The sequence below is a fragment of the Pseudomonas sp. ABa2 genome (genome assembly GCF_056676075.1).
The window spans coordinates 1,561,820-1,576,676 of the sequence record NZ_CM155239.1 but is presented as its reverse complement, the minus strand read 5'-3'; the positions used below and the strand labels follow the sequence as shown (position 1 = coordinate 1,576,676).

General features: G+C 61.4%; 15 protein-coding genes. 8 read left to right on the top strand and 7 right to left on the bottom strand.

All coding sequences use genetic code 11. The features are described 5' to 3' along the window. Positions 1-6 precede the first annotated feature (6 nt). The 4 genes from AC1G9C_RS07680 to AC1G9C_RS07665 all read right to left on the bottom strand — a co-directional run bounded on the left by AC1G9C_RS07680 (position 7) and on the right by AC1G9C_RS07665 (position 5,071). Positions 7-1,188, bottom strand: coding sequence for a CaiB/BaiF CoA transferase family protein (locus tag AC1G9C_RS07680; protein ID WP_480409895.1), 1,182 nt, complete (start codon positions 1,186-1,188; stop codon positions 7-9). Between the two features lie 168 nt (positions 1,189-1,356). After that, the gene (locus AC1G9C_RS07675; RefSeq protein ID WP_480409894.1) at positions 1,357-3,003 is read right to left on the bottom strand and encodes an AMP-binding protein; all 1,647 of its coding nucleotides are present in this window, start codon (positions 3,001-3,003) and stop codon (positions 1,357-1,359) included. A gap of 83 nt (positions 3,004-3,086) precedes the next feature. After that, positions 3,087-3,908, bottom strand: a complete 822-nt coding sequence (locus AC1G9C_RS07670) for an amidohydrolase family protein (RefSeq protein WP_480409893.1) — start codon at positions 3,906-3,908, stop codon at positions 3,087-3,089. A 23-nt stretch (positions 3,909-3,931) separates the two neighbouring features. Continuing rightward, entirely contained in the window at positions 3,932-5,071 is a 1,140-nt protein-coding gene (locus tag AC1G9C_RS07665) for an acyl-CoA dehydrogenase family protein (RefSeq protein WP_480409892.1), read from the bottom strand. Positions 5,072-5,233: 162 nt separating this feature from the next. On the opposite strand from AC1G9C_RS07665, the gene AC1G9C_RS07660 reads away from it, so the two are divergent. The 4 genes from AC1G9C_RS07660 to AC1G9C_RS07645 all read left to right on the top strand — a co-directional run bounded on the left by AC1G9C_RS07660 (position 5,234) and on the right by AC1G9C_RS07645 (position 7,761). Continuing rightward, positions 5,234-6,232, top strand: coding sequence for an AraC family transcriptional regulator (locus tag AC1G9C_RS07660; protein ID WP_021442163.1), 999 nt, complete (start codon positions 5,234-5,236; stop codon positions 6,230-6,232). A gap of 320 nt (positions 6,233-6,552) precedes the next feature. Beyond that, positions 6,553-6,810, top strand: a complete 258-nt coding sequence (locus AC1G9C_RS07655; RefSeq protein ID WP_480409891.1) for a hypothetical protein — start codon at positions 6,553-6,555, stop codon at positions 6,808-6,810. Between the two features lie 231 nt (positions 6,811-7,041). Beyond that, positions 7,042-7,266, top strand: coding sequence for a hypothetical protein (locus tag AC1G9C_RS07650; protein ID WP_480409890.1), 225 nt, complete (start codon positions 7,042-7,044; stop codon positions 7,264-7,266). Positions 7,267-7,383: 117 nt separating this feature from the next. Further along, positions 7,384-7,761: a hypothetical protein gene (locus AC1G9C_RS07645; protein ID WP_480409889.1), complete on the top strand. Its 378-nt coding sequence runs from the start codon at positions 7,384-7,386 to the stop codon at positions 7,759-7,761. Here the strand turns inward: AC1G9C_RS07645 and AC1G9C_RS07640 are convergent. Further along, on the bottom strand, positions 7,709-8,737 hold the full coding sequence (locus AC1G9C_RS07640; RefSeq protein WP_033959121.1) for an IS30-like element ISPsp7 family transposase: 1,029 nt from the start codon (positions 8,735-8,737) through the stop codon (positions 7,709-7,711). The two genes, AC1G9C_RS07645 and AC1G9C_RS07640, sit on opposite strands and share 53 nt — an antisense overlap. Positions 8,738-9,113: 376 nt before the next feature. Here AC1G9C_RS07640 and AC1G9C_RS07635 point away from each other — a divergent pair, with 376 nt between their 5' ends. From AC1G9C_RS07635 to AC1G9C_RS07620, 4 genes are all read left to right on the top strand, one after another. Further along, entirely contained in the window at positions 9,114-9,839 is a 726-nt protein-coding gene (locus AC1G9C_RS07635; RefSeq protein WP_480409888.1) for a hypothetical protein, read from the top strand. A gap of 109 nt (positions 9,840-9,948) precedes the next feature. Then, positions 9,949-11,004 (top strand): AbiJ-NTD4 domain-containing protein, encoded by a 1,056-nt coding sequence (locus AC1G9C_RS07630; RefSeq protein ID WP_480409887.1) that lies wholly within the window; start codon positions 9,949-9,951, stop codon positions 11,002-11,004. A gap of 98 nt (positions 11,005-11,102) precedes the next feature. Then, on the top strand, positions 11,103-11,852 hold the full coding sequence (locus AC1G9C_RS07625) for a hypothetical protein (RefSeq protein WP_480409886.1): 750 nt from the start codon (positions 11,103-11,105) through the stop codon (positions 11,850-11,852). A 241-nt stretch (positions 11,853-12,093) separates the two neighbouring features. Then, the gene (locus tag AC1G9C_RS07620) at positions 12,094-12,645 is read left to right on the top strand and encodes a YdeI/OmpD-associated family protein (RefSeq protein ID WP_480409885.1); all 552 of its coding nucleotides are present in this window, start codon (positions 12,094-12,096) and stop codon (positions 12,643-12,645) included. 151 nt (positions 12,646-12,796) lie between these two features. Here the strand turns inward: AC1G9C_RS07620 and AC1G9C_RS07615 are convergent, their stop codons facing one another. Beyond that, the gene (locus AC1G9C_RS07615; RefSeq protein WP_021445709.1) at positions 12,797-14,179 is read right to left on the bottom strand and encodes an ATP-binding protein; all 1,383 of its coding nucleotides are present in this window, start codon (positions 14,177-14,179) and stop codon (positions 12,797-12,799) included. Next, positions 14,176-14,853 (bottom strand): response regulator, encoded by a 678-nt coding sequence (locus tag AC1G9C_RS07610; protein ID WP_397496602.1) that lies wholly within the window; start codon positions 14,851-14,853, stop codon positions 14,176-14,178. The genes AC1G9C_RS07615 and AC1G9C_RS07610 overlap by 4 nt, the downstream gene beginning before the upstream one ends. Between the last annotated feature and the right edge of the window lie 4 nt (positions 14,854-14,857).

The following is a 14,857-nucleotide window of genomic DNA, read 5'->3' as shown; positions in this document are numbered from 1 at the left end:
CGTCAATCAGCCCAGCGCCTTGACCGCCCGCAGCGCGGCGATCTGCTCGGCGCTGTAGCCCAGTTCGGTCAGGACTTCCTCGGTATGCGCGCCGACCGCCGCGCCGATATGCCGCGGCGCCGGCAAACCGCCCGAGAACTTCAGCGGGCAGGCCAGTTGCCGCTGCGCCGGCAGCCCATCGCGCGGCACCTCGGTGACCAGCCCGCGCGCCTGGATCTGCGGATGTTCCACCGCCTCGGACAGCGGCAGCATGGGCTCGACGCAGGCGTCCAGGGCGGCGAAGCGCTGGCACCACTCGGCGAAGTCGCGACGCTCGAACTCGATCTCGATCTCGCGCTTGAGCGCGCGCTGATCCTCGGGCTTCGGCGACAGCCCGCGTGCCGCCAGCTCCGGCCGGCCGATGGCCTGGCAGAACTGCTGCATGAACTGCGGCTCCAGGCTGCCCACCGAGAACCAGCGGCCGTCGCGGGTGCGGTAGTAGTCGTAGAAGCTGCCGCCGTTGAGCGCCTGGTTCTCCATGTCCGGCTCCACCCCGGCGCCGAGGTAGCCGGCGCCGGCCATGGCGTGCAGGCTGAAGGCGCAGTCGGTCATGCTCACGTCCACCTGCTGGCCCAGGCCCGTGACCTGGCGCTGCACCACCGCGGCGAGCAGGCCGATCACCCCGTGCAGCGAGCCACCGGCGATATCCGCCAGTTGCACCCCCAGCGGCAGCGGGCCGCTGTCGCGGCGGCCGGTGTAGCTGGCGAGGCCGGCCAGCGCCAGGTAGTTGATGTCGTGCCCGGCGCGGTCCTTGTACGGCCCGCTCTGGCCGTAGCCGGTGATCGACACGTAGATCAGCCGCGGGTTGATCGCCTTCAGCGCCGCGTAGCCGACGCCCAGCTTGTCCATCACCCCGGGGCGGAACTGCTCCAGCACGATGTCGTACTCGCCCACCAGCTTCTTCACCACCTCCAGCGCCTCGGGGCGCTTGAGGTCGAGGGCGATGGCGCGCTTGTTGCGGTTCAGGTAGGCGTGGCTGGTGGAGGTGCCGCCGTCGTGCGGCGGCAGCACGCGCACCAGGTCCATGCGCGTGGGCGACTCCACCCGCAGCACCTCGGCGCCCAGGTCGGCCAGCAGCAGCGAGGCGAAGGGCCCCGGCAAAAGGGTGGAGAAGTCGAGGATTTTCAGCGAAGACAGTGGGCCGGACATGGCGACTCCCGATCAGATGATGTGGTGTCGGGCGAGAGGCCCTAGCCCCTCTCCCCAGCCCTCTCCCCAGAGGGGCGAGGGGTAGAACGGTGCAACCCCGGCCGGCGCGGCCGGCTTGGCCCGGAGGCCATCCGGGGTTGCGCTAACGGATTGCCTGCGGGCCAGGGATCAAGGCTCCCAGACGATGGCCTCGCTCGCCGACAGGCCGGCCAGCGCCCCGGCGTAGCGCGCCTCCAGCACGTTGCGGCGGATCTTCATGGTCGGCGTCATGCAGCCGTTGTCCACCGTCCAGGCCTCGCGCACCAGGATGAAATGGCTGATGCGCTCGTGCGGCGCCAGGCGCTCGTTGAGTGCCTGCAGATGCGCCTGCAGCGCCTGGCCGACCACCTCCTGCGGCTGCTGGCGGGCCGCCGGCGACAGCTCGATCAGCGCCAGCGGCTGGTCCAGGTTGCTGCCCATCAGGCACACCTGCTCGACCCAGTGGCTCTTGGCGATCTCGCCTTCGATGGGCGCCGGCGCCACGTACTTGCCCTTGCTGGTCTTGAAGATGTCCTTGACCCGCCCGGTGATGCGCAGGTAGCCCGCCTCGTCCAGCTGGCCGCGGTCGCCGGTGTGCAGCCAGCCGCCCTCGAGCGTCTCGGCGGTCTTCTCCGGCTCGCGGTAATAGCCCTGCATCAGGGTCTCGCTGCGCAACAGGATCTCGCCGCTGGCGTCGATGCGCAATTGCAGGTGCGGCATGGGCCGGCCCACCGTGCCGAAGCGCACCTGCCCCGGCCGGTTGAAGCAGCCGTAGGCGAAATGCTCGGTCATGCCGTAGCCCTCGCAAATGGTCATGCCCAGGCGCCGGTACCAGTCCAGCAGCCCGGTGGAAATCGCCGCCGCGCCGGACACCAGGATGCGCGCACGATCCAGCCCCAGCCCCGCGCGCACCTTGCGCGCCACCAGGCGGCCGAGCAACGGGATGCGCAGCAGCCGTTCGAGCTTGTGCGCCGGCAGCTGCTCCAGCACGCCCTGCTGAAAGCGCGTCCACAGCCTGGGCACCGAGAAGAACACGGTCGGCCGCACCCGCCGCAGGTCGCTGGCGAAGGTCTCCAGCGACTCGACGAAGGCCACCGGCGCGCCGCAATAGAGGCTGTTGAACTCCACCAGAAAGCGCTCGGCGGCGTGCGACAGCGGCAGGTAGGAGAAGAACTGGTCCTGCGGCGTCATGCCCATCTCCGCCGTGGCGTGCGCCGCGGAAAAGGCCATGGCATGGGCCGAGAGCATCACCCCCTTGGGCTGCCCGGTGGTGCCCGAGGTATAGAGGATCGACAGCAGCTCGTCGCCGCGCTGCTGGCGGCTACCCGCCAGGGGCTCGTGGGCGGCCAGCAGCTCGTGCCAGCGGTGCTCGGCCGGCATGCTCGGATAGGGCATGGCGATGCGCGTGATATGCGGGCCGATGCCGGCGGCCAGCTTGTCCGGCTCGTCCAGCTTGCCCACCAGGATCAGCTTGCAGCCGGCGTGCTGCAGCACGTAGGCGATCTGCTCGGGCGCCTGCAGCGGGTACAGCGGTACGCTGACCAGCCCGGCGTGCTGGATCGCCAGGTCGCTGATAAACAATTCGGCGCAGTTCTTCGCCAGCAGCGCCACCCGCTCGCCGGGCAAGCAGCCCAGCGCCAGCAGCGCGCTGGCCAGGCGCCGCGCCTGCTCGTCGACCTGGCGCCAGGTGAAATCGTGCCAGACGCCGGCCACCGGCTGGCGCAGCCAGACCGCGTCGGGTTGCCGATCCAGCCAGTGGTTGAAGCGTTGCAGCGGCAGTTGCAGTGGTTCGGTCATCGCGGCGCACCTGTTGTCGGTTGTTGTGCGGGGCCAGCGGCAGATCCCGGCGCGGCGCCGGGGGCGTCTCGCTCAGTCGGACATTACAAGGCGAACACCCGGCGGGCGTTGCCGTACAGAAATTGCGCCTCCACCTCGGCGGCCAGGCCGAGTTCCTTGACCTGGGCCATGCAGCGGCTCAGGGACAGCTGGGGGAAATTGCTGCCGAACAGCACCTTGTGCGCGCCGTAGCTCTGCATGTACTGCAGCAGCTGCGCCGGGTAGTAACGGGGCAGATAGGCCGAGGTGTCGATGAAGACGTTGTCGTGCTTCCAGGCCACGCCGATCATCTCGTCCGTCCAGGGATGGCCGATATGCCCGGCGACGATGCGCAGCTCCGGAAAGTCCAACGCCACCTCGTCCAGATAGGGCACCGGGCGCCCGGTTTCCGACGGCATCAGCGGGCCGGTATGGCCAACCTGGGTGCAGAAGGGAATGTCCAGCTCGATGCACTTCAGGTACAGCGGGTAGTAGCGCCGGTCGTTCGGCGGCAATTTCCACAGCCAGGGCACGATGCGCAGCGCCTTGCAGCCCAGCTCGTGCACGGCCCGCTCCAGCTCGCGCACGGCGGCCATCGGCTTGCTCAGGTCGACCGTGGCCACGCCGACGAAGCGCTCGGGAAAGGCCCGGGTGAACTCGGCGATCTCGTCGTTGCTGAACACCCAGCCCTCGGGGCGGCACCAGGCGGCCAGCATCAGCTTGTCGACACCGGCCTCGTCCATCAGCGCGATGGTCTCCTCGGGGCCGAGTCGCACATCCAGCAGATGCGCACTGCCGGACTTCTCGAACAGCCGCGCCACTTCCGGCATGCGTTCGCGCAGCCGGCCACCGGCGGGCTGGGCCCATGCGTCAATCGCAAGATTCATCTCCACTCTCCGTCGAACGGCCGCTACAGCTTCATCCCGCGGCTGATGATCTCCTTCATGATCTCCGAGGTGCCGGCGAAGATGCGCTGGATGCGCGCGTTCGCGTACATCTTGCAGATCGGGTACTCCCACATGTAGCCCCAGCCGCCGTGCAGCTGCACGCCCTCGTCGACCACCTTGCACAGCAGCTCGGTGGTGAACAGTTTGGCCTCTGCGGCGACTTCTGCACTGAGCTTCTTCTGGTTGTGATCCATCACGCAGCGGTCGGTGAACACCTGGGCCACGTCGATCTGGGTGCGCATCTCGGCCAGCTTGAAGCGGGTGTTCTGGAAATGCGCCACCGGGCGGCCGAAGGCCTGGCGCTCCTTGACGTAGTCGATGGTGGTCTGCAAGGCCGCCTCGGCGCCGGCCACCGCGCCGCAGGCGTTGGTCAGGCGCTCCTGGGCGAGCATGTTCATCAGGTAGAAGAAACCGCCCTTGGCATCGCCCAAGAGGTTCTCCTTGGGCACCTTGACGTCGTTGAAGAACAGCTCGGCGGTGTCCTGGCTGTGCATGCCGAGTTTCTTCAGCTTCTTGCCGCGCTCGAAACCTTGCATGCCGCGCTCCACCAGAAACAGGCCCATGGCATGCTTGTTGGCCGGGTCGGTCTTGGCCGCGACTATCACCAGGTCGGCCAGGTAGCCGTTGGAGATGAACACCTTGGAGCCGTTGAGCAGCCAATGGTCGCCCTTGTCCAGCGCGGTGGTGCGCATGCCGGCCAGGTCGGAACCGGCGGCCGGTTCGGTCATGGCCACGGCGAGGATGGTCTCGCCGCGGACGATGCCCGGCAGCCAGCGCGCCTTCTGCTGCGCGCTGCCGTACTCGGCGATATAGGGGCCGCACAGCGCCGAGTGCAGTGGGATCATGAAGCCCGGTTCGTTGATCCGCGCCAGCTCCTCGCACATGATCTGCTCGTAGCGGAAATCCTTGAGCCCGGCGCCGCCGTACTCCTCGTCCGCCCAGGGCAGCAGAAAGCCCATCTCGCCGGCCTTGGCCCACACACTGCGGTCGACCACCCCAGCGGCCTCCCACTCCTCCTGATGCGGCACCACCTCCTTATCGAGAAAGGCCGCGAAGGCGTCGCGGAACAGATTGTGCTCGGTGTCGAAATGGTTGCGCTGCATGGGGCGGTTCCTCCGCTGATTGTGCTGCCAGCGAGGTTAGGCGCCGCCCCCGTCCCCCTCAATGACCCATGCGCTCAGCCTCGATTGACCCAATCGCTCGGCTGGCTTGCCCTGCACCACAGCCGCTGCCTACCATCGTCACCCCGATCACGGAAGCCCGACATGCGCGAACGCACCATCGCCAGCCATTTCGTCCGCGCCGCCCTGCGCGGCGCGCAGCGTCGGGGCCTGGCCTGCGAGCCGCTGCTGCGCCAGGCCGGCATCCAGCCGGCGGTGCTCATCGAGCCGCGTGCGCGCATCGCCCCCGAGCAGTTCGCCCGGCTGATGCAGCTGCTGTGGGAAGCGCTGGACGACGAGTACCTGGGCTTCGGCCGCCAACCGAGCAAACGCGGCACCTTCGCCATGATGGGCCACGCCATCATCCACTGCCGCACGCTGGAAAAAGCGCTGAGCCGCGGCGCGCTGTTCTACGGCCTGTTCCCCGATGCGCCGAGCATCCGCCTGCAGCGCGAAGGCGACTGGGCGCGGCTGAGCGTGGACGACAGCAGCCTGTGGGACCCCGACCACTTCCTGGTGGAAAGCCTGCTGGTGATCTGGCACCGCCTCGGCAGCTGGCTGATCGGCCAGCGCATCCGCCTGGAGGAAGCCACCTTCGCCTACCCCGAGCCGGAGCACGCCGCCGAGTACGAACTGCTGTTTCCCTGCACCCGGCGCTTCTGCGCAGGCGCCACCAGCCTGCTGTTCCACGCCCGCTACCTGGCCATGCCGCTGCTGCAGGACGAACGCACGCTCAAGCAGTTCCTCGAACACTCCCCCGCCGACCTGCTGGCCCGCCCCGACGGCGGCGACAGCCTGACCAGCCAGATCCGCCGCCTGCTCGGCCGCGACTGCCAGCAGTGGCCGGACCTGGAACGGGTCGCCCAGCAGCTGCATATCAGCCCGCAGACCCTGCGCCGCCACCTGCGCGAGGAAGGCACCAGCTTCCAGGAACTCAAGGACCACCTGCGCCGCGACCTCGCCATCTACCACCTCGGCCGCGACGAGCTGGCCATCCAGGACATCGCCGAACAGCTCGGCTTCTCCGAACCCTCGGCCTTCCACCGCGCGTTCAAGAAATGGACCGGGCTGACGCCGGGGGCCTATCGCGCGCAGGAGGGGTAAGGCGCGCTGGCGGCGTTGCAACCGCCGCATTCGCAGCCGGCACAAGCTCCCTGGCGCTGTGCATGGACAGAATCGGCAGTCTGCACTAGCTTCTGGCTCAAGCCTGCTGGCATTACGCCAGAAGCGACCAGCTTGCCGTTATCCCTGTCACGTTGCTCCCTGAGTGCTGTCGCGTTTGCCGCAAGCATCTTCAGGCCAGACAAGGACTTACAGGACGACAAGGAAGGTTATGCGACAGGTGTCGTGGGGAAACGCGACAGCTATGTCGCCTAATTAATAGTTACCCAACGATAGGGAAATCGGCGTTCAAGGACACGTAAATGACATGGAATCAAGGTGACCAAAAAGCAAAAAATATGCTAATTAGCGAAACCAAACAGCGCTATCGCTTAACTGCTGTTAAGGCGAACAGCGCTGTTTGGTTTCGCTGGAAGTCGCTGTTTTTTGATTTTTCCTCCCTTGAGTTTTACCTGCATTTACCGACCCGCTTCGCGGGCGAGTGCAAATCGTCGGATAACTACTCACTAGAGCGAACACTTCGTGTGGCTCACCTCGAACGTTATACATACACAAGGTAAATCATGAGCGCCCCACAAGAGCAATTTAAAATCAATCTGAACCAAAATCTCTGGGGGCTCATCGTTGGTTTGGGCGCTCTTGGCTCAGCAGAGCACTTCAATTTAAGCGTCACATTCTGGCCCGCACTAATAATTACCTGCGCAATGCTCTTATCTGTAATTTGCACTACAACGGCATATACCGTCAACTATTGCAAAAATAAAACCAACTAACAAAACAGAGAAGGCGCCATGTCAACCTACAAAAATAAGGGATTCAAACGATTAGCAATCGTAATTTCCGGCATAGCCTTTATCTGCACCTACATTGCACTCTGCCTAAATGAATTTCGCGTAGACACCAACGAACTACTCATCGGCTTCCCTATAGCATCAGCCCTCAGCGCCATAGGCACATTTATCTCAATAAGAATAATATATTGGGTAATCGATGGATTTAAGAGCGGCGCAGAGTGATGTATAACAATACGCTCAACACCGTTCGCTTCGCTCACTGGACTCGCAAAAGCTGCGCTTTTACTCGCCTGTTAGCTTAACCGTTAGGCCCTATGTTAACCATGCAAGGAGATAGAAATGGATAGTTCTGAAAAGGTCTTTCAGATTGGAATCCCTGGAGATGAAGCGTTTGCTGCACCATCAACGTGCCGAGGAAACGCGTGTAAAGACTTCGCTATGCGCGCCAATTACTGGCCGAACTCAAGAGAGATTCGGTCTGTCTCGGCCCACAATAGTGGAAGTAAATCAATTAATGTTTCAATTTGGTGGGGAACAGCTCTTGGCGGCTGCGGTACGGGCAGTAGCGAGGTAATTTTCCCGGGAGAAACAATTGAAATATTTACCCCATCCCGACTCATCCTAGGCTATTGCACGGCGGTTGCAGGAGCTGAGTGCAACACGGTTATTGAATTGAAGCCGGAGCATCATGCCGCATTGCCATGGCATTTTGCATGACCTCTCCCATCACCTCGATGGGGCATTTGAAGTCGAAGCGCTTGCGCGGTCGCATGTTCAGTTGCAGCGCAATGGCGTCCAGCTCCTCCTGGCTATGTACCGACAGGTCTGTGCCCTTGGGCAAGTACTGGCGAATCAGGCCGTTGATGTTTTCGTTGCTGCCGCGCTGCCAGGGGCTGTGCGGGTCGCAGAAGTAGATCGCCACGCCGGTTCTTTGGGTGATCTCGGCGTGTCGCGCCATCTCCCGGCCCTGGTCGTAAGTCATGCTCTTGCGCATCTCCAGCGGCATGCTATTGAGCGCGGCGCTGAAGCCTTCCAGCGCCGAAGTCGCCGTCGCGTCGTTCATCTTCACCAACATCAGGTAGCCACTGGTGCGTTCCACCAGCGTACCGACGGACGAGGCGTTGGCCTTACCCTTGATGAGGTCGCCTTCCCAATGCCCCGGCATCAGCCTGTCTTCAATCTCCGGCGGGCGCACATGAATACTGACCATCTCGGGGATCTGGCCGCGCCGATCCACGCCACCAGAGCGCGGCCGGCGCGTCGTCTTGCCTTGGCGCAGACAGATGATCAGCTCCTTACGCAGCTCACCCACTGGCAGGGCATAGATCGCGTTGTAGATCGTCTCGCGACAGACGTAGGCATCTCGCAGGTTGGGTATGTTCATGCTGCGCAGCTTGCCGGCAATCTGCTCGGGAGACAAACGCTCACGCAGCATATGGGTCACCAGTTCGAAGCGCTCGCTACCCGGCAACAGTTTTCGCATCGGTCGACAAACCTGGCGGCGGGCCTGCATTTGCTGCTGGGCCAGGCGGGCCGAGTAGCCACCGCAAGCACCTCGGTTACGGCGCAGCTCACGGCTGATGGTCGAAGGGGATCGGTTGATCAAGCAGGCAATCCTGCGCAGGCTGAAGCCTTGGGTACGACCGATTTGAATGGTGGCGCGCTCTTCAACGCTGAGTTCGGTATAAGACATAGGGGCAGCACCGTACCGGAAAGGTCAGGTGTTGCACTCAGTTTTTGCCGCCGCCCACCTTAACTGTAAGCTACACCTCTAAAGAAGAAGAGGATCAGTGGAAAACTATGGGTGCTCAGTGTCATTTCAACGGCAGCTGGTACAACGATGGCGAGACCACCTGCATAAGTGATACTGATCATAAGTGCAGGAATGGCCGCTGGGTAAGATTGGGAACCCGGGAATATTGCAAAGACTAAAAATGGCCTAACAAAGCCATCAAAACGGGCGCCAGAGACTCCGCACCTTTTGCGCATGGCTTCGCCATTTTATGCGCAAAAGGCGCTCCGCGCTGTCGCCGTTTATGGCGGCGTTATACGCCTGAATCGGAGACCTCATGAGCGACATATACGCAAACGCTGTTGACTCACTTCGAATCGGTATTGAGCACTTTTTGAAAGAGCCCGGGTACTCCAGTCGCAAGCACGCAATCTTGACGCTCTTTCATGCAATAGAGCTATTCCTGAAGGAACAGTTACATAGAACCAACCCGATTTTAATTTATCGAAATCTTGACGCAAAAATTACCGATGACTCAATGACGGTCGGAGTCAAAGAGGCACTTATACGACTAGAGAATCTAGGGTTAGGTTTGCCAAAGCAGCCCAGAGAAGTCATCGAGAAAATACAACAACGAAGAAATCGAATTGAACATCATCGTTACGATCACCAAGAAAAAGACGAAGCTATAATTTCGGAATCATTGGCATTCATTTTGTTTTTCGCGGACAGCGTACTTAAATCCAAACTCGAATGCGACATACCGCCAGAAACGCTTCGCGAAATTCAACTTCTGGTCTATGGCCGCCAAGACCTATACTGGATAGCAATGCATCGCCTTGAACAGTGGATGCATGATAATTGGCCTGAATGGAGCAACGAGGAGTCAGACACACCAGATGACTTCGCGGGGACACTTGACTGTCCAATTTGTCGCCAGTCCTATCTGGTTATTGGATATCATGAAAAACCATTCTGTTTTCACTGCAACACATCTGTAGACGCTACTGAGTGTAACGACTGCGGCCGTGTATATATTACTAGCGAAGGCTGCTGTACGTGAGTCAGGCGTATAACAACTGGTTCAAGTCGTTCGCTTCGCTCACTCGGGACCGGCTAAAGCCGGCCCCTTAACCAAACGTTAGCCGTCAATGGAGAGTTGAGTAACCCCGATGCTCACAGATATCTTTTCTTACCGATACAAAAACACCCCGATATGGTCGGTGTACTCGGAAAATGAGCGGAGATTGCTGACGCAAGCGTTTGGTATCGTCAAAGAGGCTCTGCCGTATTACGACGAAAGCGGCAAGGTCGATAAACGTGGCGAAGAAAAATGGAAGTCGCTGCACGACATACTTTGCAGAGAGCTTGGCGTCACAGAACTTTCTAAGCGGTACTACTCGTACCAACAAACAACCGCGCTAGGCACCAATCCTGTATCCGGTTTCTTTTCGTGGATTCATGTTTGTGAGCAATTTGTCACTGCTCAAGTACCAGGAGACTTAAATCCGGATCAATTCATCAAAGAGCGTCTTAGCTTCGTTGAGCTTGGCTTACGGTTACGTGGCGAGGAAATTGCTCAACTTAATGAAAATTTGCCTCACGCGATTATGGAAGCAAAGCTTAGCGACTCAGCTCCGCGGCGTGGAATGCGAATCCCCGGAAGCTCAGTTGATCGCGTCAAATCTTGGAATGCGTCGGCAAACGCGGCGTACAACTCCCAAGTAAACGAATTAAACGAGCGTTTCAGGCAAGCGAGTGTTCCTCTCAACTACCACAACGGCTTTGTCCAGTTGTCACCGGATGAAGTGATGGAAAGTCAGGTAGCCACGCCCTTCTGGGAGATTGTTTCCGATCCACTGTGGGAAAACGTCGATATCGACATGAAAGAAGCTTTGGATAGGAGGGATTCCAACTCGAAGGATCCCGCGCTATTTGCAGCAAAGGCGCTCGAAAGTACCATCAAGATCATCTCCGATAAGAAAGGCTGGACTCACGGCAAAGAAAAGGGAGCCGCAAATTACATCGACAATCTAGTCAGTAAGGCCAATGGTCAATTTCTGCAGGTTTGGGAGGGCGATATCTTGAAAGACTATTTTCGCAAAGTGCGAAATACGGTGGGTCATGGCCCAGGTTCGGAGCCTATGCCTGTGCTGACCCTAGAACAAACAGATTGGGCAATTGAGGTAGCAATGTCTTGGGTGAAGTCTCTTGTTAAACGTATGTGAGTTGACGGCTAACAAGTGGTTCAAACCGTTCGATTCGCTCACTGGGACGGGCTAAAGCCCGCCCCTTAACCAAACGTTATCACTTAAAAGGAAAAACTTTGCTTACTCAAGAAATGCCGATCGTATTTGTTCAATATGCAGCTGACATTCTCGCTGACACGAACTCCGGCCTGAGTGGGCCAAATATAGTCCGCATCACTGCGGCATACGGTGTTGAGCACGGTGTAAATCTAACGCACCCAACATATCCATTTGAAGCGCCGAATAAGCGAACCGCCCTACTTGATAACTTGATGTGTTTCACTCCGCAACAGCAATATAGAATCATAAAAGAATTGTGTGACCATCCCTCCTTTCCAGAAACCCCAAACCCTGAAAGAAAGAAGCTAAAAATACAGTTGGTAACACGCTATTCTCATCTTGACCCGCGCGACACGCCATCAGAAGTAAACGAAACGCTGGTAGAGGAAACTCGTCACTGGCTTGATGGCTATGCGGAGGCCCAATCACTTTACAATCAAGCACTCGAAAAATACGGACACGGGGCGTTCAGTAGAAACCTGCTAGACGACCTACGCTTATCGCTTGAAAAATTGCTCCATAAAATATTTGAAAACAGAAAATCTCTTGAGAATCAAATACAAAATGTAGGGCAGTTACTCAAAGAAAAAGGAGGCTCACCAGAGCTATCCAGCATGTTTGTAAAATTAATTGATTACTACACGAAATATCACAACTCATACATAAAGCACGACGATGCAGTAAATGAGCAAGAAATTGAATTTATTCTTGAAATAACATCATCACTAATGAAATATCTAATTCGTCTTGCGCGTAATGAGAGCTAACAACTGGTATATGGACTCTCCCCACAAGCAGTGAGTAAAGCTTTGCTTTTGCACCTGTCGTCAGCGCGGTTGTATTCGTATATCCGGCTTGCGTCGGGCATCGCCCGGGCCATTCTGTAGTTCGCACAACAGGGGCCAGCCGGGTGTGCTCCGTGGCCAGCGTCATCGTCGCGCTAGTCTGACCACAGCAGCCGACGCGTTTTGGCTGCCCCCTAGGCTCAACCCCGAAGGATTTATCCCAATGCCTCAAACGGATAAAAACGCCCAGTTCCAGGCACAACTGCTGCGCCCTCGCCTGCCGGCTGGCGAGCCCTCCTGGGCATTCGTGGTGCTGCCGCGGGAGGTGAGCGGGAAGCTGCCGAGGCGCGGCAGGACCAGCGTGGACGGCCGCCTCAATAGCCAGCCGTTCCGCGCCAGGCTCGAGCCGGATGGCCAGTTGAGTCATTGGCTGCGGGTGGATAGCGACCTGCTGCAGGCGGCGGGCGCGAGTGTCGGCGATCTGGTCACGCTGGAAATCGAGCCCGTGGCGGAGGAGCCCGAGCCGCAGGTGCCGGCGGATCTGGCCGCGGCACTGGCCGCCGCGCCCGCGGCGCGCAGCGTCTGGGACGCGACGACGACTATCGCGCGGCTGGACTGGATTCACTGGATCGAGTCGGCCAAGCAGGCCAAGACCCGCGCCAAGCGTATCGCCGATGCCTGCGCCATGCTCGGCGAGGGCAAACAGCGGGTCTGCTGCTTCGATCAGTCGGGCTACTACAGCAAGGCTTTGCGCGCGCCCGAGGCCGCGGAGTGAGCGAACGGGTCACGCCTATACGCCCGGTCAGTCGCCGCGGGTGACGTTCGGGCCGTCGCAGCGCAGCGGCTAGCCCCTCCACCGGGATGCGATTGGCGGCGACGGCTTCGCGGCTGAAGCCACTGCTACAGGGCGTGCAGCGGGCGCGGGCTCAATCGTACAGGCGCACCCTGAAGCAGGCGCCGCCCAGCGGCGAATCCTCTAGGCTCAGTTCGCCGTCGTAGCTGTCGATGATGTCCTGCACCACCGCCAGGCCGATGCCCTGCCCCGGGTTTTGCGCATCCAGCCGTTCGCCGCGGCGCAGCACGCGGGCGCGCTGGTCGGCGGGCACGCCGGGGCCGTCGTCCTCGATGGTCAGGCGGCAGCCGTCGGGCAGTTCCTCCAGGCTCACGCGCACGCGGTGCAGGCACAGGCGGTAGGCGTTTTCCAGCAGGTTGCCGAGCAGTTCCATCAGCGCGCCGCGCTCCATGCTGATCTGGCTGTGCTCGGCCACCTGCACGTCCACCTGCACGCGCTTGTCGCGGTAGACCTTGTCCAGCGACAGGCACAGGCCGTCGAGCAGCGGCCATACGGCCTCGCGGTGGCGCACCAGGCCGCTGCGGCGCAGGCTGGCGCGCTGCAGCTGGTAGCCGATCTGCTGGCTCATGCGTTCGATCTGCGCCTGCATCAGCTGCGCCTGGTCGCGGTTGGCCGGCTGGCCGGCGAGGGTTTCGCCGAGGCCCTGGAGCACGCTGAGCGGGGTTTTCAGGCTGTGCGCCAGGTCTTCCAGGGAGTCGCGGTAGCGTTCGCGCTGGCGCCGCTCGCTGTCCAGCAGGCGGTTGAGCGAGCCGGTCAGGCGCAGCAGTTCGCGCGGGTGCTGGTCGCTCAGGTGCTGACGGGTGCCGGCCTCGACGCCGTCCAGCTCGTCGCTCAGGCCGCGCAGGCTGCGAAAGCCCCAGGTCAGGCCGAACCAGAGCAGGCCGAGCAGCGCCAGCAGGGCGATGCCCAGCCACAGCTTGAGGCGCCAGACGAAGCCGTCGAACAGCTTCTGGTACTCGCTGGTGGGCTGCATGGTGACGATGCTGAAGGCGGCGGCGTTGCCGCGCAGCAGGTCGACCTCGATGTCGTAGAGGAAGAATTCCTCGCCGTGCTCGTCGCGCACGCGGGCGAACTCGTGGCCGCGGCCGTCGTAGCGCGGCTGGTAGCGGATCGCCTCGTCCTCGGAGGAGCGCGAGCGCCACAGCAGGCGGCCGTCGCGGTCGTAGATGAAGCCGAGCAGGTGCGAGTCGAGGTTATCGAACTCCTCGTCCGGCATCTTCTCCGGCATGCGCAGCTGGCCATCGTGGATGCGCGCGGCGGAGATCAGCGCGGCGGCGTCGGAGGCCAGGCGCTTTTCCACGGTCTGCTCCAGGGCCATGTTGAACACGCCCTGCAGCACCGGCAGCAGCACCAGCATGAACAGCACCGCCAGCACCGCGGTGCCCAGCATCAGGCGCAGGCGCAGCGAGCCCAGGCGCGCCCGCAGCCGGCGCAGGTAGGCGCGGCTGCGACTCACTTGCAGCGCTCGTTGAACAGGTAGCCCTGGCCGCGCACGGTCTCGATCGGCTTGCCGCCGAGGGCCGCCTCCAGCTTGCGGCGCAGGCGCCCGACCAGCACTTCGATGACGTTGGGGTCGCGCTCCTCGTCGCCCGGGTAGAGCTGCTCCATCAGCCGTTCCTTGGCCACCACCTGCTGGTGATGGCGCATCAGGTATTCGAGGATGCGGTACTCGTAGGCGGTCAGCTGCAGCGGCTGCTCGTCCACCGTGGCCTGCTTGCGGTTCAGGTCGAGCACCAGGCCGCCGGCCTCGATGGTCGATTTGGTGAAGCCCGAGGAGCGCCGCAGCAGGGCGTTCAGGCGCGCCTCCAGTTCCTCGAACTGGAACGGCTTGACCACGTAGTCGTCGGCGCCGCAGGACAGCCCTTCGACCTTGTCCTGCCAGTTGCCGCGGGCGGTGAGGATCAGGATCGGGAAGTTCTTGTCCTGGCTGCGCAGCTGGCGGATCAGGTCGATGCCGCTCATGCCGGGCAGGCCGAGGTCGACCAGGGCCAGGTCGTGGTTGTAGGACTCGGCCCGGTACAGCGCCTCCTCGGCGGTGCGCACGGCGTCGACGACGTGGCCCTGCTCGCTGAGACGGGTGAACAGATGGTGGCGCAGCAGCGCTTCGTCTTCCACCACCAACAATTTCATGACG